Origin of the sequence: Erythrobacter neustonensis (assembly GCF_001663175.1) — a bacterium.
Lineage (GTDB): Bacteria > Pseudomonadota > Alphaproteobacteria > Sphingomonadales > Sphingomonadaceae > Erythrobacter > Erythrobacter neustonensis.
In genome coordinates this window covers 2,682,955-2,700,673 of record NZ_CP016033.1, presented here as the reverse complement: position 1 = coordinate 2,700,673, position 17,719 = coordinate 2,682,955, and the positions used below count along the sequence as shown (strand labels likewise).

The 17,719-nt window shown below is 66.0% G+C and carries 17 protein-coding genes; 7 read left to right on the top strand and 10 right to left on the bottom strand.

Annotation, left to right across the window (positions count from 1 at the left end; genetic code table 11):
- Positions 1–68 precede the first annotated feature (68 nt).
- Complete coding sequence (locus A9D12_RS12545) at positions 69–2,297, top strand: ComEC/Rec2 family competence protein (RefSeq protein WP_231889626.1); 2,229 nt, start codon at positions 69–71, stop codon at positions 2,295–2,297.
- A 178-nt stretch (positions 2,298–2,475) separates the two neighbouring features.
- Here A9D12_RS12545 and lexA read toward each other — a convergent pair whose 3' ends face one another.
- From lexA to A9D12_RS12500, 9 genes are all read right to left on the bottom strand, one after another.
- Positions 2,476–3,165: a transcriptional repressor LexA gene (gene lexA, locus A9D12_RS12540; protein ID WP_068352337.1), complete on the bottom strand. Its 690-nt coding sequence runs from the start codon at positions 3,163–3,165 to the stop codon at positions 2,476–2,478.
- A gap of 194 nt (positions 3,166–3,359) precedes the next feature.
- Positions 3,360–4,541, bottom strand: a complete 1,182-nt coding sequence (locus A9D12_RS12535) for a molybdopterin molybdotransferase MoeA (RefSeq protein WP_068352335.1) — start codon at positions 4,539–4,541, stop codon at positions 3,360–3,362.
- Positions 4,538–5,011 carry a cyclic pyranopterin monophosphate synthase MoaC gene (moaC, locus tag A9D12_RS12530; protein ID WP_068352333.1) on the bottom strand — a complete coding sequence of 158 codons (474 nt, stop codon included), beginning with the start codon at positions 5,009–5,011 and terminating at the stop codon, positions 4,538–4,540. Before moaC ends, A9D12_RS12535 begins: the two co-directional genes overlap by 4 nt.
- Before the next feature lie 4 nt (positions 5,012–5,015).
- Complete coding sequence (gene trpC / locus A9D12_RS12525) at positions 5,016–5,810, bottom strand: indole-3-glycerol phosphate synthase TrpC (RefSeq protein WP_068352329.1); 795 nt, start codon at positions 5,808–5,810, stop codon at positions 5,016–5,018.
- 20 nt (positions 5,811–5,830) lie between these two features.
- Positions 5,831–6,823, bottom strand: coding sequence for an anthranilate phosphoribosyltransferase (trpD, locus tag A9D12_RS12520; protein WP_068352328.1), 993 nt, complete (start codon positions 6,821–6,823; stop codon positions 5,831–5,833).
- Entirely contained in the window at positions 6,820–7,431 is a 612-nt protein-coding gene (locus A9D12_RS12515) for an anthranilate synthase component II (protein ID WP_068352325.1), read from the bottom strand. The genes trpD and A9D12_RS12515 overlap by 4 nt, the downstream gene beginning before the upstream one ends.
- A complete protein-coding gene (locus A9D12_RS12510) occupies positions 7,428–8,312 on the bottom strand; it encodes a phosphodiester glycosidase family protein (RefSeq protein WP_197489820.1) in 885 nt (294 codons plus the stop codon). The genes A9D12_RS12515 and A9D12_RS12510 overlap by 4 nt, the downstream gene beginning before the upstream one ends.
- Positions 8,309–9,829 (bottom strand): anthranilate synthase component I family protein, encoded by a 1,521-nt coding sequence (locus tag A9D12_RS12505; RefSeq protein ID WP_418251584.1) that lies wholly within the window; start codon positions 9,827–9,829, stop codon positions 8,309–8,311. The genes A9D12_RS12510 and A9D12_RS12505 overlap by 4 nt, the downstream gene beginning before the upstream one ends.
- Positions 9,830–9,857: 28 nt before the next feature.
- On the bottom strand, positions 9,858–11,792 hold the full coding sequence (locus A9D12_RS12500) for a peptidylprolyl isomerase (protein WP_068352323.1): 1,935 nt from the start codon (positions 11,790–11,792) through the stop codon (positions 9,858–9,860).
- Positions 11,793–12,042: 250 nt separating this feature from the next.
- Between A9D12_RS12500 and tpiA the strand changes: the two genes are divergently transcribed.
- The 3 genes from tpiA to A9D12_RS12485 all read left to right on the top strand — a co-directional run bounded on the left by tpiA (position 12,043) and on the right by A9D12_RS12485 (position 15,098).
- On the top strand, positions 12,043–12,816 hold the full coding sequence (gene tpiA / locus A9D12_RS12495; RefSeq protein ID WP_068352321.1) for a triose-phosphate isomerase: 774 nt from the start codon (positions 12,043–12,045) through the stop codon (positions 12,814–12,816).
- Between the two features lie 132 nt (positions 12,817–12,948).
- Positions 12,949–13,326, top strand: a complete 378-nt coding sequence (gene secG / locus A9D12_RS12490) for a preprotein translocase subunit SecG (protein ID WP_068352319.1) — start codon at positions 12,949–12,951, stop codon at positions 13,324–13,326.
- A 134-nt stretch (positions 13,327–13,460) separates the two neighbouring features.
- Positions 13,461–15,098 (top strand): CTP synthase, encoded by a 1,638-nt coding sequence (locus tag A9D12_RS12485; RefSeq protein WP_068352317.1) that lies wholly within the window; start codon positions 13,461–13,463, stop codon positions 15,096–15,098.
- A 371-nt stretch (positions 15,099–15,469) separates the two neighbouring features.
- Here A9D12_RS12485 and A9D12_RS12480 read toward each other — a convergent pair whose 3' ends face one another.
- Complete coding sequence (locus tag A9D12_RS12480) at positions 15,470–15,949, bottom strand: Hsp20 family protein (protein ID WP_068352315.1); 480 nt, start codon at positions 15,947–15,949, stop codon at positions 15,470–15,472.
- A 150-nt stretch (positions 15,950–16,099) separates the two neighbouring features.
- Between A9D12_RS12480 and grxC the strand changes: the two genes are divergently transcribed.
- From grxC to A9D12_RS12465, 3 genes are read left to right on the top strand one after another with little or no spacing between them, the layout of a single operon-like run.
- Entirely contained in the window at positions 16,100–16,363 is a 264-nt protein-coding gene (gene grxC / locus A9D12_RS12475) for a glutaredoxin 3 (RefSeq protein WP_068352313.1), read from the top strand.
- A gap of 14 nt (positions 16,364–16,377) precedes the next feature.
- Positions 16,378–17,208, top strand: coding sequence for a carbon-nitrogen hydrolase family protein (locus A9D12_RS12470; RefSeq protein ID WP_068352311.1), 831 nt, complete (start codon positions 16,378–16,380; stop codon positions 17,206–17,208).
- Between the two features lie 6 nt (positions 17,209–17,214).
- Positions 17,215–17,682, top strand: a complete 468-nt coding sequence (locus A9D12_RS12465; RefSeq protein WP_068352309.1) for a DUF1178 family protein — start codon at positions 17,215–17,217, stop codon at positions 17,680–17,682.
- Positions 17,683–17,719: the final 37 nt, after the last annotated feature.

Genomic DNA, 17,719 nt, shown 5'->3' with positions numbered 1-17,719 from the left:
GAGAGGAGCCCGGCGGACCCGTTGCCGCCGGAAGCCCGCGCCTGCGCCCTTGGCAAACCGCGAAGGGCTTGTCCAGCATCCCCCGCAGTCCGCAGGCTCTGGCAGACCGGGCCGAACGCTTTCTCGCAGAGGCAGGCTTCGACCGCGCGCCGTGGCTCACCGTGATGTTCATGCTGGGAATCCTCGCGTGGTTCTCTTGGCCGACCGCGTGGCATTGGAGCGCCGCAATCGCTGGCGGCACGGCACTTGCGCTCGGCGCGCAGGCGCTGTGGCCAGCGGGCAGTGCGGCTGACGAGACCCGCGCGCATCTGCGGCTTGCCGTTATGGCATGCGGGCTGGTCTTCGCCTTTGGTGTCGGCACCGTGTGGGCGCGCTCGGCGATTGTCGGAGCTGAGCCGATCGCCCGTCCCGCCATGATGCTGATCGAAGGCCGGGTGCTGGCGCGCGAGGATCAGCCTGCCGAGGGCCGGATACGATTGACGCTCGCCATGCGCGACCCTGTTGATGGAGAAGCGCGCAAGGTGCGCGTCAATGTCACGCTTGCGGTGCTGGGCGAGGCCGGGCCGCCGGCCGGGTTGAGCGAAGGCGCTGTGGTCAGGCTGCGCGCCCGGCTGATGCCGCCGGCGAGCCCGATGCTGCCCGGCGCCTATGATTTTGCCCGTGCCGCATGGTTTCAAGGCCTGTCCGCCACCGGCACGATGGTCGGCCCCCTGGAGCTTCGCGAATCGGCAGCGATCGGCAACGGAATCGCCAGTCTGCAACGCACGCTGGCAGTCCATGTCCGGTCGCGCGTGCCGGATTCGCCGGGTGCGATCGCCGCCGCGTTTGCCAGCGGCGACCGCGGCGGGATCGAGGAAGCCGACGAGGCGGCGATGCGCGATTCGGGGCTGACGCACCTTTTGTCGATCAGCGGGCTCCACGTCAGCGCAGTGATTGCCGCAGCCTATTTTGCGGTCATGCGGCTGCTCGCGCTGTGGCCTGCGCTGGCGCTCCGGCTCCGGCTGCCGGTGCTTGCGGCGAGCGCGGGCGCGGCTGCGGGGATCGGATACACCTTGCTCACCGGGGCGGAGGTGCCGACGATCCGCAGCTGTGTCGCCGCGCTGCTGGTGCTGGGCGCGCTGGTGCTGGGGCGTGAGGCCTTGTCCTTGCGGATGGTGGCGATCGCCGCCGGGTTTGTGCTGTTGCTCTGGCCCGAAAGCGCGATTGGCCCAAGTTTCCAGATGAGCTTCTCCGCCGTGATCGCGATCATCGCCTTGTCGAACAGCGCACCGGTGCGCGCCTTCCTTGCGCCGCGCGAGGAGGCATGGTGGCGGGCGACCCTCCGCAAGATCGTGATGCTGTTCGTGACGGGGATCGTGATCGAACTCGCGCTGATGCCGATCGTGATGTTCCATTTTCACCGGGCGGGAATGTATGGCGCATTGGCCAATGTCGTTGCGATCCCGCTGGTTACGTTCGTCGCGATGCCGATGATCGCGCTCGCGCTGGTGGCCGACCTTGTCGGCGCGGGCGCGCCGTTCTGGTGGGTGGTGGAACGATCGCTCGCTCTGCTGCTGACAATTGCGCATTTCACTGCCGGCCAGTCGGGCTCGGTGCGTCTGATGCCGCAGATCAGCGGGATTGCGGTAGGGCTTTTTGCCGTGGGGGGCTTGTGGCTTGCGCTGTGGCGCGGCCGGGTGCGCCTTGCCGGACTGGTTCCGGTGGGGTTGGCGAGCGTGATGGCCGCGGCGACCCCGATCCCCGATCTGTTGATTTCGGGCGATGGCCAGCAGGTGGGCATCACCATGACCGACCCAGACGGCGCGCGGCGTCTGGTATCGCTGCGAGATAGCCGTTCGAGCTATACCCGCGACAATCTGCTGGAACTCGCCGGGATCGCCGCCGAGCCCGTGCCGCTGGCTGAGTGGCCGGGGGCACGCTGTTCTTCGGCATGGTGCGCGCTCACCATGACGCGGGGCGGGAAAACGTGGCACCTGCTGCTCGGCCGCGGGCGATCGCAGGTCGAGGAGCGCGCGCTGGCGGCAGCCTGCGCGAGGGCCGACATTGTCGTCTCCGAACGCTTCCTTCCGCGCTCGTGCCGGCCGCGGTGGCTTAAGGCGGATCGCCGCATGCTCGAGCGGTCCGGCGGGCTTTCAATCAATCTTGCCGAGGCTAAGATTGTCAGCGTTGCCGACCGGCAGGGCGAGCATGGTTGGTGGCGGCTACCCGAAGCACGGGTTGGGAAATTCGGTGCCGAAACCGAAAACGGGGCAAAGCCGCCGCAGACTGCGTTCGAAAGTGCCCGAACCGGGGTCTAGAGGGGCGCTAGGCGCACCCCTGGAACCATCAAGGCGGGGCCTGAAACGCACGACTTTTAAACGCAACGCGTTCCAACAATCACGAATTTGGGGTGGGTTGGAGCCGAAGTCTAAGACCAGACATCGCGCGAAAAACGCGTTTCACGCTGCTGCAAATCCCGCTCCGGCTCCCAATGCGTCAGTGGTAACGGCGCAGCAGACCTGCAAGCTTGCCTTGCACTTCGACCTCTTCAGGCCGGTAGAACTGCGGATCATAGGCAGCGTTCGCCGGATCGAGCCGCACCTGCCCATCTTCCTTGCGCAGATACTTGAGCGTCGCTTCCTCGCCCCGAACCAGCGCCACGACGATTTCGCCGTCGCGGGCGGTGTTGGTGCGGCGCACCAGCGCAAAATCGCCATCGAAGATTCCGGCTTCGACCATCGAATCGCCCGAAACCTCAAGCGCATAATGTTCACCCGGGCCGAGCAGCGCGGCGGGCACCGGCAAGGTCGACTGGCCTTCCAGCGCTTCGATCGGCGCGCCGGCGGCGATCCTTCCGTGCAGCGGCAATTCGATCACGTCATTGGCGGCCGAAGGCGCGCGCGCAGGCGCGGCGGGCATCGCGACCACGTTGCCGGACGCAGCGGACGTGGCAGCGCGTGCAGGGGTTGCGTCGCCGGGTTCGCGGATCACCTCAAGCGCGCGTGCGCGGTTCGGCAGGCGGCGCAGGAAGCCGCGTTCCTCGAGCGCGGAGATCAGCCGGTGAACGCCCGATTTGCTCTTGAGATCGAGCGCGTCCTTCATCTCTTCGAAGCTTGGCGAAACGCCGGTTTCTTCGAGGCGTTGCTGAATGAAGACGATCAGCTCGCGCTGTTTTGCGGTCAGCATTGGTCCATTCTCCTGTGGTCGCACCACGGCACGGCGCGCCCTGCGCGCCAGTCCATCACCTGCATGCGCCAAGAGGCACCCATCGGGAGTGCGTTGCCAGCACGTTCCGTTCCGCCTTTATGGTGAACGAACAAAGAACAAGTAGGCAACCCGCAGAATCGTGTCAAGCGCCGCAACCCGCCAATCCGCGCAATTCAGCCATTTCGGAGATTGAACACGCGCACTGCCTCTCCTGCCGGCAGCGCCGGGCTGTGCGCGGGGCGATCGATCAGGCAATCTGCTGCGGCAAGCGCGGTGAGAGCGGAGGAATCCTGCGATCCGGCCAGGCACACCTCGCCATCCGCTTCGACCGCGCGCAGGAATTCACGGCGGGGGCCAACCGCGGGCAGATCGTCGCGTGTGCGCAGTTTCTGCGTGCGCGCAAACGGGTCATGCTCGCCGGCGGCTGCGCGCAGCAATGGCAGCGCAAACAGGAAGGCGGTGACGAAGCTCGACACCGGATTGCCGGGCAGGCCAAGGATCACGCAATCGCCCCGGGTTGCCACCAGCAGCGGCTTTCCGGGTTTGATCGCGATCTTCCAGAAGGCGATTTCGGCGCCCCATTCGGTGAGCGCAGGCTTGATCAGATCGTGATCGCCCACCGAGGCACCGCCCGACGTGATCACGATATCCGCGTCCTCGGCCCGGGCAAGCGCGTCTGCCAGGGCGGCCTGCGTGTCGGGCACGGGGCCGATGCGGTTCACCTCGCAATCAAGCGGGGCGAGCATCGCGGCAATCATCGCCCCGTTGCTTGCCGGGATCTGGTGCGGCAGGCAGGCGGCGGGGTCCGCGCTCAATTCATCGCCGCTGTCAATCACCACCACCCGCGCGCGGCGGGTGACGGCAAGCGTGCCGTGCCCTGCCGCAAGCGCCAGCGCGAGCCGGGCTGCCGTAATCCGCGTGCCGCGTGTCAACAGCACATCCTCGGCGTGAAAATCGAGCCCGCGCGGGCGGATATGCCGACCGGGCGGGGGCGGCGGGGCGGCGGTGATCGCGCCATTGTCGTCGCGTGCATCCTCCTGAAGCAGCACGCGGTCGGCCCCCGGCGGCACCATCGCACCCGTCGAGATGCGCACGCATTCGCCGTCAGTCAGGACGCCGGAATAGGGCAGGCCCGCGCGCGATTCGCCCACCAGCCGCCACGCCTGGGCATCGCCGCTCAGCGCGTAGCCATCCATCGCCGACAGATCGGCGGGTGGCTGTGTGCGCAGGGCAATGACATCTTCGGCGAGCACGCGGCCCAGCGCGGCCTCGGTGGCGATCCGCTCGCTCGAAAGCTGCGGGGCGAGCGCGAGCAGCCGTGCCTGCGCTTCCTCGAGCCCGAGCGGCGCGGTCATGCCGGGGCGTTCCAGTCGCCCGACTTGCCGCCCGACTTGGCGATCAGCCGGACGCCCTCGATCACCATGCCCTTGTCGATCGCCTTGGCCATGTCATAGATCGTGAGCAATGCGATAGAAGTCGCTGTCATCGCTTCCATTTCCACGCCCGTCTTGCCGTGAAGCGAAGCCGTGGCGGTGACCCGGATCGCATCGTCTTCGTAAGCGAAATCGACCGTGACCGCATCGAGCGCGAGCGGGTGACACAGGGGGATGAGATCGCCGGTGCGCTTGGCCGCCATGATCCCGGCAATACGTGCAGGCCCAAGCACATCGCCCTTGGGCGCGTTGCCTTCGCGGATCGCGGCAAGCGCTTGCGGCGACATTGTGATCCGGCCGCTCGCCACCGCGCGCCTGGCCGTGGCGGGCTTGCCGCCGACATCGACCATCCGGGCCGCGCCGCTATCGTCGAGGTGGGTGAGCCGATCCATGCCTTTAGCCTTTTGCGCCGAGCAGCGCGGCGGTGGCACTCGCAATATCGTCAGCGCGCATCAGGCTTTCCCCGACCAGGAATGTGCGCACGCCTGCCGCTTCGAGCCGCTGGCAATCGGCATGGCTGTTGATCCCGCTCTCCCCGACAATCAGCGTGCCGTCCGGCATTAGCGGGGCGAGCCGTTCGGTGTTGGCAAGCGACGTGGTGAAGGTCTTGAGATCGCGGTTGTTGACGCCGATCAGCCGTGACTGGAGGTGCTGCGCCGCGCGTTCCAGCTCGCTCTCGTCGTGGACCTCGACCAGCACGTCCATCGCGTGCTCGCGCGCGGCGGCTTCGATCTCGGCCATCTGGCTGTCGCCAAGCGCGGCGACGATGATCAGGATTGCATCGGCGCCGATGCTGCGCGCTTCGAGACATTGCCACGGATCGACCATGAAATCCTTGCGCAGCACCGGCAGGTCGCAGGCGGCGCGTGCGGCGACAAGGTAATCCTCGTGGCCCTGGAAATAGGGCGCATCGGTCAACACCGAAAGGCAGGCGGCGCCGCCCGCGGCATAGGCGGCGGCGTGATCTGCGGGTTGAAAATCACTGCGGATCAGGCCCTTGGAAGGGCTTGCTTTCTTGATTTCTGCGATCAGTGCGTAACCATCGGCGGCGCGGCGGCGCAGCATCGCTTCGAACCCGCGCGGAGCGGTTTGCGCAGCGGCCTGCGCGTCCAGCGCGGCGCGCGAGACCGCAGCCTTGCGCGCGGCGACTTCCTCACGCTTGGTGGCGCAGATTTCATCGAGCTTGTTCATCGGTTCACTTCATAAGAGAATTACTGGGCCAGTGCGATCCATCGTTCGAGCAAACCCCGCGCCGCGCCGCTGTCGAGCGCTTCGGCAGCCATCGCCGCACGCTCCTGCCAATCCGCGCCGCGGCCCGCGACCTGCAATGCGCCGGCCGCGTTGAACAGCACGGCATCGCGGTACGGTCCGGGCGTGCCCATCAGCAGCGCTTTGAGCGCGGCGGCATTGTGCCGGGCATCGTCACCGCGGATCGCCTCGATCGGGGCATGCGGCAGGCCCGCTGCGCTCGCGTCGACGCGCTCCATCGTGAAGGCGTGGCCGGTCACCACCGCGACTTCGTTGCCGCCCGCAAGGCTCAATTCGTCGAGCCCCTCGTCACCCGACACGATCAGCGAATTTCCGGTGCCGAGCCGGGCCAGCGCGCCGGCATAGATCGGAACATAGGCGGGCCGGGCGATACCGATCAGCTGGCTGGAAACCCCGGCGGGGTTGGACAGCGGGCCCATCAGGTTGAAGATCGTGCGCGTTTTGAGCCGGGTGCGGATGGGCTGAATGCGTGCCATCGCCGGATGGTGGTTGCGCGCGAACAGGAAACAGATGCCGATTTCAGCGAGCGTCTTTTCCGCCGTTCGCCCGGCTGCGTCCATGTCGAGGCCAAGCGCTTCGAGCGTGTCGGCCGCGCCTGCCTTGGAGGAAGCCGCGCGGTTGCCGTGCTTGGCCACCGGCACGCCGCACGCCGCGACCACGAGGCTGACCGCGGTCGAGACATTGAGCGTATGATGCCCGTCGCCGCCGGTGCCGCACACGTCGATCGCGTTCTCGGGGGCGTTGATCGGGATCAACCGCGCGCGCAAGGCCCGCGCTGCACCCGCAATCTCGTCAGCCGTCTCGCCGCGCGCGGACAAAGCGACCAGGAAGTCGGCAATTTCCTGCTCGGACGGATCGCCGTGGAGCAAGAAGCCAAAAGCGGCCTCGGCCTCGGCTTCCGACAGCGGGGTGGCGATATCGGGAAGCACGCTCATGCCGCGGCCTGCGCGGGCAGCACGGGCTCGATCCCGCACATCCGCACGAAATTGGCGAGCAGCGCGTGGCCGTGTTCGGTGGCGATGCTTTCCGGGTGGAACTGGACTGAGTGGATCGGCAGGCTTTCGTGGCGAAAGCCCATGACGCTCGCGTGGTCGCTGCCCGGCGTTTCGGCGTGGGCATTGGCGATCAGCGCGCGCGGCACGTTCACCACTTCGAGGCTGTGATAGCGCGTTGCGGTGAAGGGCGAGGGCAAGCCCGCAAACACGCCGGTCCCGTCATGCGTCACGGGCGAGGTCTTGCCATGCATCAATCCGCCGCGCTGCACCGTACCGCCGAAATACTGGCCGATCGCCTGGTGACCCAGGCATACCCCCATCAGGGGCAGACCGGCATCGGCACAGGCCGCGACCAGATCGAGGCTGATCCCGGCCTCGTTCGGGGTGCAAGGCCCGGGCGAGATCAGCACCCCCGCAGCGCCCGTCGCCAGCGCCTCTGATGCGGTCAGCGCATCATTGCGTTCCACCCGCACCTTTGCGCCCAGTTCCATCAGGTAATGGACGAGATTGAAGGTGAAGCTGTCGTAATTGTCGATGACGAGTATCATGGGGCCTCTGCCTTCGTAGCGGGCGATGGGGCAGTCGCGGGTGTCGCCGAAGCGGCGGCGCGCTTCGAAACCACGATGATCGGGCCGACACGGCCCTTGTCGATCCGCCCGCGCGCCGGGTCCCACAGGCTGGAGACCTGCCCATCGAGATAGAGCGCATTGCCGACCTTCACGACATCGCGGAAATAGCGCGCCAATTGTCCGAAACTGACCGGCACATCCGAAATCACGAAGTGCGCCAGCCCCTTGGCATCGACGCCCACGCCGTTGCGGATCGCCTTGGACGGGCCATCGTCCTGAATTTCGGGGTGAAGCTTCCCGTCGATCAGGATCAGCGGGCCGGACTGTGTGCCGAATTGCGGGCGGTCGCCGATGGTGTTGAAGAAGGTGTTGCTCCCCAAGACCTGCCATTTGCTGGCAGACCCGAAGAATACACCGTTGGGTTTCATATAGAAATTGCCGTCGCCATTGGCGCGGTTCAATTCGTGCAGACGCTCGCCGTTCTGGACGAAATACCCAATCGGCTTCAGATCATCGCCATACATCCCGCCGTTGACGGCGAAGGCGACCGTTTCCGGGTCCATGCTCGCGGCAAGCGCGCCAAGCGAGCCGAAGGGTTGCTTGTCCGCGCCAAGGTTCGCCATCGCGATAGTGTGCTGCGACGGGTCGGCAATGCAATGCGTCAGCGCCGCGCCTTCGAATTCGACCGCTTTGCACGCCGAAGGGCCGGTCGGCGCAGCGGTTGCCGACGGAGTCGAAAGCGGTTCGTCGACCTGCTTCCCATCGAAACGGATTTTGGTCACCGCTTCGCCCGCGGGCGGTTCGGAGCAACCTGCAAGAAACAGCGTCACGCCCGCGACGATCATCAGCGGCAGCTTCATTGGCCATACCCCGGTTCGCCCGCGACCCGCACCGCTTCGCGCGCTGCTGCGATCAGCGCACCCGATTTGGCGCGGCATTCGGCCAGTTCGTAATCGGGATCGCTGTCGGCAACGATGCCTGCGCCCGCCTGCACATGCATCACCCCGTCCTTGACCACCGCGGTTCGCAGCACGATGCAGCTGTCGAGGCTGCCATCGGGCGCGAAGTAGCCGACGCCGCCCGCGTAAGCGCCGCGGGTTTCGGGTTCCAGCTGCGCGATGATCTCGCAGGCGCGGATCTTGGGCGCGCCCGAGACGGTGCCTGCGGGAAAGCCTGCGAACAAGGCGTCGAGCGCATCCTTTGCCGGATCAAGCCGTCCCACGACGTTGCTGACGATGTGCATCACGTGGCTGTAGCGTTCGATCGTGAAGCTGTCGGTGACCTCCACCGTGCCTGCGGCGGCGACCCGGCCGACATCGTTGCGCCCCAGATCGAGCAGCATCAGATGCTCGGCGCGTTCCTTGGGATCGGCAAGCAGGCTGGCCTCGTTCGCGTCATCCGCTTCGCGCGTGGCGCCGCGCGGGCGGGTGCCTGCGATAGGGCGGATCGTGACTTCATCGTCGCGCACCCGCACGAGGATTTCGGGCGAGGAGCCGACCAGCGCGAAGCCGGGCAGGTCGAGGAAATAAAGAAACGGTGAAGGGTTCACCCGCCGCAGCGCACGATAAAGCGCAAGCGGGGGGAGCGGGAAGGGGCAGGTAAATCGCTGCGCCAGCACGACCTGGAAGATGTCGCCCGCAACGATGTAATCCTTCGCGCGCAGGGCCATCGCCTTGTAATCCTCGGGCGGGATCACCGGGGCAAGATCGGGCAGTGCGTCAGGCGGCGCGGTTGCCGCCTGAACGGGCGCGGGCAGGGCAAGCGCGCTGAGCGTCGCATCGATCCGCTCGCCCGCGCGCGCGACCGCGGCTTCGGGATCGGCCGCTTCCCAGATCGGGGCAACCGCGAACAGCGCGTCGGTCAACCGGTCGAAAACCAGAATGACCGTGGGCCGCACGAACAGCATGTCGGGCAGATCGAGGTCGCTTTGCGCAGCGCGGGGCAGCGTTTCGACCAGCCCGATCGTTTCATACCCGAAATAGCCGACGAGGCAGGCCAGCGCCGGCGGCAGGCCTTCGGGCATCGGGTCGATCCGGCAGGCGGCGGCCAGCGCGCGCAGTTCGGCGAGCGCGTCACCATCGAGCGGCGTGAACGCGTCGCGGTCGAGCCGCCAGTTGCGATTGACCTCGGCGCGCGGGCCTTGCGCGCGGAACACCAGATCGGGATCGAGCCCGAGCAGGCTGTAACGCCCGCGCACTTCGCCGCCTTCGACGCTTTCGAGCAGGAAATCGCCGCGGCCCGGCACGATCAGGCGCCGCGCCGCGCCCACCGGCGTATCGCTGTCGGCAATGATCCGCCGCCACACCAGCGCAGGCTTGCCCGCGGCAAGCAGCGCGGCGGCGGCAGCGGCGTTTTCCGGCAGTCCTGCGTCAGCGATGGTCACGACCCGGTCAGCCCTCGTCCGCTTACTGCTCGCCCGACAGCTGCTTGCGCACGGTCGCGATGCCCGCATCGTTGCGGGTCACGCCCAGTTCCTTGCGCATCGCGGCGGTCGCCTGCGCGCGGTATTCCTGCGGCAGGGTCTGCGCGAGTTGCTGGCGGGTCTGGCTCACCAGTTGCGGCTCGTTGCTGAGCGGCAGCGTGGTGATGGTGTCGAGATCGACCACGAACCAGCCCGCATCGCGCGGCGCTTCGAGCGTCTTGGTGGTGCCCTGCGCCATGCTGAACATCAGCACCAGCGGGGGCGCAATGCGGCCCTGCGATCGTGCGAGCAGCTGGCGGCGTTCCAGATCGATCACCTCGCGCTGGATGCCAGGCTTGTTTTCAGCCGCCAGCGCGGCGGCCAGCGGTGTGCCGCTGCGCACCTTGGCGAGGATCCGGTCGGCGGCCTGCTTGGCCAGCACCGCACCCTGCGCGCGCTTCCATCCAGCGATCGCCGCATCGCGCACCTGCGCAAGCGGGGCTGCTGCGGCTTCCTCGACCCGTGCGACTTCGAACACCACGAACTGTTCGCCCGGCGTGACCTCGGCAAGCTGCGGCGCGCTTTCTTCCATCTGGAACGCGGTGGTGAGCACGGGAGCAAGCTGCGGGACGATCTGCACGTTGGGCTGGCCGAACGCCTGACCGTTGGCGAGCAGGGCGGGGGTGGTCTCCAGCGTCAGGCCATAGGCCTTGGCGACATCGGCCAGCGCGGTGCCGCTGTCGATCTCGCTCTCGATTTCGGCGACGCTCTCGGAAATCGCGGCGGTGCGCTTTTCCTTGGCCAGCGCCTCGGTGATTTCGCCCGTGGCCTGTGCCAGCGTACGTGCCGGCGTGCGCTCGATCTGATCGACGCGCGCGACATACCAGCCCAGTGTGCCCTGCGCCGGATCGACGACGCCGCCCTGCGCGGCCTTGAAGACGTTCTGGGCAAAGGCAAAGCTGGTCGCGCTGGCAAGGCTCTCGCGGTCGCGTGCTTCGATGCGCGATGCGGTAAAGCCCGCCTCGCGCGCGGCGGCTTCAAGGCTGGTGCCGCCGCGAATCCGCGCGGCAAGCGATTTTGCCGCGTCTTCGGTGGGGACGACGAAGCTGGTCACGGCGCGCTTTTCGGAAGCTGCATATTGCGCGGCATTCTGCTTGTAGCGCGCAGCGATTTCGGCCGCGGTGGGGACGGTGTTGATCTTGAGCGCATCGGTGCCGAACACCGCAAAGCGCAAGGTGCGCCGTTCGGGACGGACGAACTGCGTGCGGTTGTCGGCATACCATGCGGCCAGCTGCGATTCGCTGGGGTTGCCCGCCGGTGCGAAGGCGGTGCTGGGGATCAGCGCGATTTCGCCCTTGCGCTTTTCCAGCACCAGCGCGGCATATTGGCGCGCGATCTTTTCGGGCAGCTGCGGCACGGCGACTGCCGTCCGCAGCAATTGCTGTTCGAGCAGACCATCTTCGAGATCGCGGCGCAGCGTCGCATCGGTCAGCCCGCGCGATTGCAGTGCGGCGGTGTAGGCCTTCTCGTCGAACGCGCCGGTCAGCCCCTGAAATGCGGGGATCTTGAGGATTTCGCTGTTCACGAGGTTGTCGCCCGCGCGCAGGCCATAAGTGCGCGCATATTCGCCCACGGTATAGCGGTCGATAAGCTGGCTGATCACCGCATCGAGCCCGCCCTGCGCCACGAATTCGGGCATGGTCAGCGTCGGGTTCTGCTCGCGCACCTGTTCCAGTGCGTTGTTCGCCGATACCGCAACTTCGGTCAGCGGGATCTTCTGATCGCCCACGACAGCCAGCCGGTCGGTTCCCGAAACGCCGGAAAACTGCGTTCCCGATAGGTCGCCGGCGGCAAAGGCCAGCGCGATCAGCGCCAGGAACGCCAGCGCCAGCGGCAAGCCGATCTTCGAGGCAAAAAAGCGGCGGAAGAAGGAAATCATGACGTAACGGATCCCATCCGGGTCTGGCCGGCACGGGCGCCGGCATGTCTCGGGCAACGCGCCGCAAGAGGCTGCAACGCATCGCGCGCTTTAGAGAGCATGCGACCGCGCGGCAACAGGTTCGGACGCGTTTTGACTGTTGCGGCGACCTCGGCTAGCGGACGCCGCTCCGGGGCCCTACAGCAAAACACAGAATCAGGGCGCCCCGTGCCTTACCCCTCTCCAATTGCAGGAAGTGCAGAAACTCGTCATGACCCGCCGGCCCTACATCGTCGGAAACTGGAAGATGCACGGCACTCGCGCGATGCTCTCCGAAGCGCGCGCGATCGATCGTGCAGCCCAGCGCCATATGAAGGTGGAGGTGGCGATCGCGCCGCCTTACACATTGATTCACGCCATCCACCGCGAAGCCGAGCAGATTGCGGTCGGTGCGCAGGATTGCCACGAAGTCGACGGCGGCGCGCACACCGGTGACGTTTCGGCTGCGATGATCGCCGATGCTGGCGCCAAGTTCGTGATCCTCGGACATTCCGAACGCCGCCAGAACCACAATGAAAGCGATGCGCTGGTTCGCGCCAAGGCCGAAAGCGCGCTGGCAGCGGGTCTGCGGATCATCATGTGCTGCGGCGAAACCGCGCAACTGCGCGAATCGGGCGATGCCGTCGCTTTCGTCAAACAGCAGCTGGCCGCATCATTGCCGCCGGCAGAGACCATGCCCGCCGACATCGCCGAGCGGCTTACGGTTGCATATGAGCCGATCTGGGCGATCGGCACGGGCAATGTCGCCACCACCGACGATATCGGCGAGATGCATGCGGCGATCCGCGCGCTGCTGATCGAACTGTTCGGCGAAGAGCAGGGCGCCGAAGTGCGCATCATCTATGGCGGTTCGGTCAAGCCCGACAATGCGGCGGCAATCTTTGCCGTTCCCGATGTCGGCGGCGCGTTGGTGGGCGGGGCAAGCCTGACCGCCGACAGCTTCATGGGCATCGCGCTCGCCGCGAGCGAGCCGTTCGAAGCCTGACGCGTAGCGCCCGCATGGCACGATGCCGGCGGGGGTCAGGCGCGGGCTTGTCCAAATTGGCGCGCGCGCCTACATGGCGCCGATTGATTGCAACCGGGCGAGCCGATCGCCCATGGCCACGAGTTTTTTCGCATGTCCCTGTTCATCTTCTTCACCGTGATCCAGGCCCTCGTGGCCGCTGCGCTCGTCGCCGTCGTGCTGATGCAGCGTTCGGAAGGCGGCGGGTTGGGGATCGGGTCGAGCCCGGGGGGCGCTTTCGGTGCGCGCGGGGCGGCGGATTTTCTGACCCGCACGACCAAGTGGCTTGCGGTGGCCTTTGTCACGCTGTCGATCCTGCTGGCGGCAATGGCTGCGCGGCAGGGCCAGGTCGGCGATGTGTCGACCACGCTCGAACGCGGCGCGCCGGCCGCGCCCAAGCCCGATCTGCTGGCCGATCCGGTGCCTGCGCCCGCGCAAAGCGCGCCGGTCACGGCTCCTGCTCAGCCTGCCCCGGTGCAGCCCGCAGAGTAGTAATGCCGGGGGCGGTCAGCCCGGCTGACACCGCCCCATCATCATTTTCGCCCCGACGGCGCTGTGGATGGCGCACGTTACGGACAAGCTTTCGCTTGCCCCGAATCCCTCCTGTTGCTTAAGGCCCGATTCCCATGGCGCGGTTCATTTTCATCACCGGCGGCGTGGTCTCCTCGCTCGGCAAAGGTCTCATGGCGGCATCGCTTGCCGCGCTGCTTCAGGCGCGCGGTTACAAGGTGCGCATTCGCAAGTTCGACCCCTATCTCAACGTCGATCCGGGCACGATGAGCCCGTATCAGCACGGCGAGGTCTATGTGACCGACGACGGGGCCGAGACCGATCTCGATCTTGGGCACTACGAACGCTTCACCGGCGTGTCTGCTTTGCAGACCGACAACATCACCTCGGGCCGCGTCTATCGCGACATCATCGCCAAGGAACGCCGCGGCGATTACCTGGGCGCAACGGTGCAGGTGATCCCGCACGTGACCGACGCGATCAAGGCCTTCGCGCTTGCCGATCAGGGCGACAATGATTTCATCCTGTGCGAAATCGGCGGCACGGTGGGCGACATCGAATCGCTGCCTTTCATGGAAGCGATCCGCCAGCTCCGGAACGAGCTTGAACCGTTCCAGACCGTCAGCGTCCACGTCACGCTGGTGCCCTACATCAAGGCCGCGGGCGAATTGAAGACCAAGCCGACGCAGCATTCGGTGCGCGAACTGGCCGCGCTGGGGATCAAGCCCGATATCCTGTTGTGCCGCGCCGAACATCCGATCCCCGAAAGCGATCGCCGCAAGATTGCGCAGTTCTGCAATGTGCGCGCCGAAGCGGTGATCCCTGCGCTCGATGCGCCGTCGATCTATTCGGTGCCGCACCAGTATCATGCCGAGGGGCTCGACCGCGAAGTGCTGCGCGCCTTCGGGATCACCGGTGCGCCCGAGCCCGATCTGTCGGCCTGGAACGATGTCACCGACCGCTATTCGAACCCCGAAGGCGAAGTCACGATCGCGGTGGTGGGCAAGTATGTCGGCCTGCCCGATGCCTACAAGAGCCTGAACGAAGCGCTTGTTCACGGCGGCCTTGCCAACCGGGTCAAGGTCAACATCAAGTGGATCGACGCCGAGATCTTCGAAGGCGACGATGATGCCGCCATCATCGCCGCGCTGGAACCGATGCACGGCATTCTGGTGCCCGGCGGCTTTGGCGAGCGCGGGAGCGAAGGCAAGATTTCCGCAGTGACCTTCGCACGCACGCGCAACGTGCCGTTCTTCGGCATTTGCCTCGGCATGCAGATGGCCTGCATCGAAGGCGCGCGCGCGGCCGGATTTGCCAATGCGTCGTCGACCGAATTCGGCCCCACCGATACGCCGGTGGTCGGGATCATCACCGAATGGATGACCGAGGAAGGCCTGCAAAGCCGCGCCGAAGGCGGGGACCTGGGCGGGACGATGCGGCTTGGCGCCTATCCCGCCAAGCTCAGCCCGAACAGTCACGCCTCGCGCATTTATGGCGGGGCAGAGACGATTTCGGAGCGCCACCGTCACCGCTACGAGGTCAACGGCGCATTCATCGAACCGCTCGAAAAGCAGGGGCTGATCTTTGCGGGGATGAGCCCTGATGGGTTGCTTCCCGAAATCGTCGAGCGGCCGGATCACCCGTGGTTCGTCGGCGTTCAGTTCCACCCCGAATTGAAGTCGCGGCCCTTCGACCCGCATCCGCTGTTCGCCGGCTTCATCGCCGCTGCGCTGGAACAGTCACGTCTGGTGTGATGCGCTCGCTTTCGAGCGCATGGTGCAGGCGTGACTACCCAGCTACGGGGCCCGCTTTCGCAATCTTGTGACAAGGCGACGATTTGTTGCGAACAAAGCGATTTAGCCTTGCGTCTTCTTGCAATTCCGCATTAGACCGTGGGCTCGACTTCATGCTTTTCTAGGGACCGGGTCCTTAGGTTCTGTCGCAATGCCTTCATGGACATGCGACAAGCCTGACGCTGCGGCGCGATCTTGTCCTTTGATACGAGCTTGCCTGGTTTTGTCCGTCTTCTGCGACCCGGACGGATAGGACCATGCAGGGCGACGAAAGTCGCTGGGGGCGGGTCGCAAGACCCGCCCCCTTCATTTAACCGATATAACGATGCTTATCAGGCGGCGCTGGCGGCTTCGTCGATGTCACCCGTGGGAACCGCAGTGAGTGTCGCGGTGCCACCGATCGAGATCTTGCGCGGCTTCATCGCATCGGGAACCTCGCGCACGAGATCGACGATCAGCAGCCCGTCGGCCAGATCGGCGCATTCGACCCGGACGAAATCGGCCAGTTCGAACCGGCGTTCGAAACCGCGGTTGGCGATGCCGACATGGATCAGCTCCGAGCCGTCCTCGACCTCGTCACGCTTCTTGCCTTGCACGACCAGCAGGTTCTGCTGGGCGGTGATGTCGATATCGCCCGGCCGGAAGCCGGCGACGGCGAGCGTGATGCGGTAGTTGTCCTCGCCGCGGCGCGAAATATTGAACGGGGGATAATTGTCTCCGGCGTTCAGGCGCGCCTGGTTTTCAAGCAGATCGAAAACGCGGTCGAAGCCGACAGTGGAACGCCGATAGGGGGAAAAATCGAAACGTGACATGTGCAAATCCTCTTTTTTCGAGCGATTTTGTCTGACGCGGGCCTGCCGGATGCAGCGCCCGCCTTGCCGCCATTGCGCTTCCCGAGACTGGCGAAACGCGGCGACACCCCCTATCTGGTTTTTGCACCGCCGCTTTCAAGAGGAATGCCCATGGCCGCCCCGCAGATCGATATCTATACCAAGTTTGCCTGCCCTTATTGCGTGCGCGCCAAGCGGTTGCTGAGCGAAAAGGGCGCGACTTTCACCGAGCACGACATCACCATGGGCGGCGCAAAGCGGGACGAAATGCTCGCCCGTGCGCCCAATGCGATGACGGTACCGCAAATCTTCATCGGGGATACGCATGTCGGCGGGAGCGACGATCTTGCCGCGCTCGAACGCGCTGGCAAGCTCGACGCGTTGCTCGCCGGATAGGGCCTTAAAAGTCAGTGCCGAAAATCGCGCTTTTGCAGATGACATCGGGGATCGACCCCGAAGCGAATTTCGCAGCGATTGCCGATGCCATGCGCGCTGCGGCGGGTGAGGGCGCGGCAATGCTGTTTACGCCCGAAATGTCGCTGCTGCTCGATCGCGACCGCGCGCGCGCAGCGCCCCATATAGTTTCGCAGTCGCGCTCGCCCTTCGTGCCGCGGTTTGCCGCGCTCGCCCGCGAAACGGGCGTCACCTTGGCGCTGGGATCGATGGCGGTGGCAGGCGATGACGCGCCCGATGCCAGAAATGCGAACCGCGCGATGGTCTTTGCCCCGCCGGCAGAGGTGCCTGTCACATACGACAAGATCCATATGTTCGATGTCGATCTGGCGGACGGGGAAAGCTGGCGCGAAAGCAATGCCTACCGGGCCGGGCGGGCGGTGGTGACGGTCGATGATACGCCTGTCGGCCGGCTTGGGTTGACGGTGTGCTACGATATCCGCTTCCCTGCGCTTTTCGCAGAACTCGGAAACCGATGCTGCGATGCCATCGCGGTGCCCGCGGCATTCACGCGCCCCACGGGCGCTGCGCATTGGCATGTCCTGCTGCGCGCGCGCGCGATCGAGGCGCAGGCTTTCGTGATCGCTGCGGCGCAGGTCGGCCATCACGAGGACGGGCGGGAAACCTTCGGTCACAGCCTGGTGGTCGACCCATGGGGCGAGGTGCTGCTCGACATGGGCGGAACCGATGCGGGACTGGGATTTTGCGAAATCGACCTTGGCCTGATCGAAAAGACGCGCAAACAGGTTCCGGCGCTTGCCAACCGCCGCGCGATCGCCAATTCGTGAACGACCATGATCGTCTTTGACCTAGCCTGCTCGCATCATCACCGGTTCGAAGGGTGGTTCGGTTCGTCCGCCGATTTCGAGGACCAGCGTGCCCAAGGGCTGCTGACCTGTCCCGCATGCGGCTGCGCGCAGATTGCCAAAGCGCCGATGGCCCCTGCCGTTCCTGCGAAAGCAAACGCGCGCGGTTTGAGCGTGCCGGACAGGCTCGCGCAGCCGATGGCCAACACCCCGATGCCGCCCGAATTCCAAAAGGCGTTCGCCGCACTCGCCAAGATGCAGGCCGAGGCACTGAAACAGTCGACTTGGGTGGGGGACAAGTTCGTCGCCGAAACCCGCAAGATGCATTACGGCGAGCGGGACGAGGCACCGATCCATGGGCAGGCGAGCCTTGCCGAAGCCAAGGCGCTGATCGAGGAAGGCGTCCCCGTTGCCCCCCTCTTGTTCCCGGTAGCTCCTCCCGACAAGCTGAATTGAATATGCTTGCCCTGCGCCGGGAACGCGCGTGCGGCGA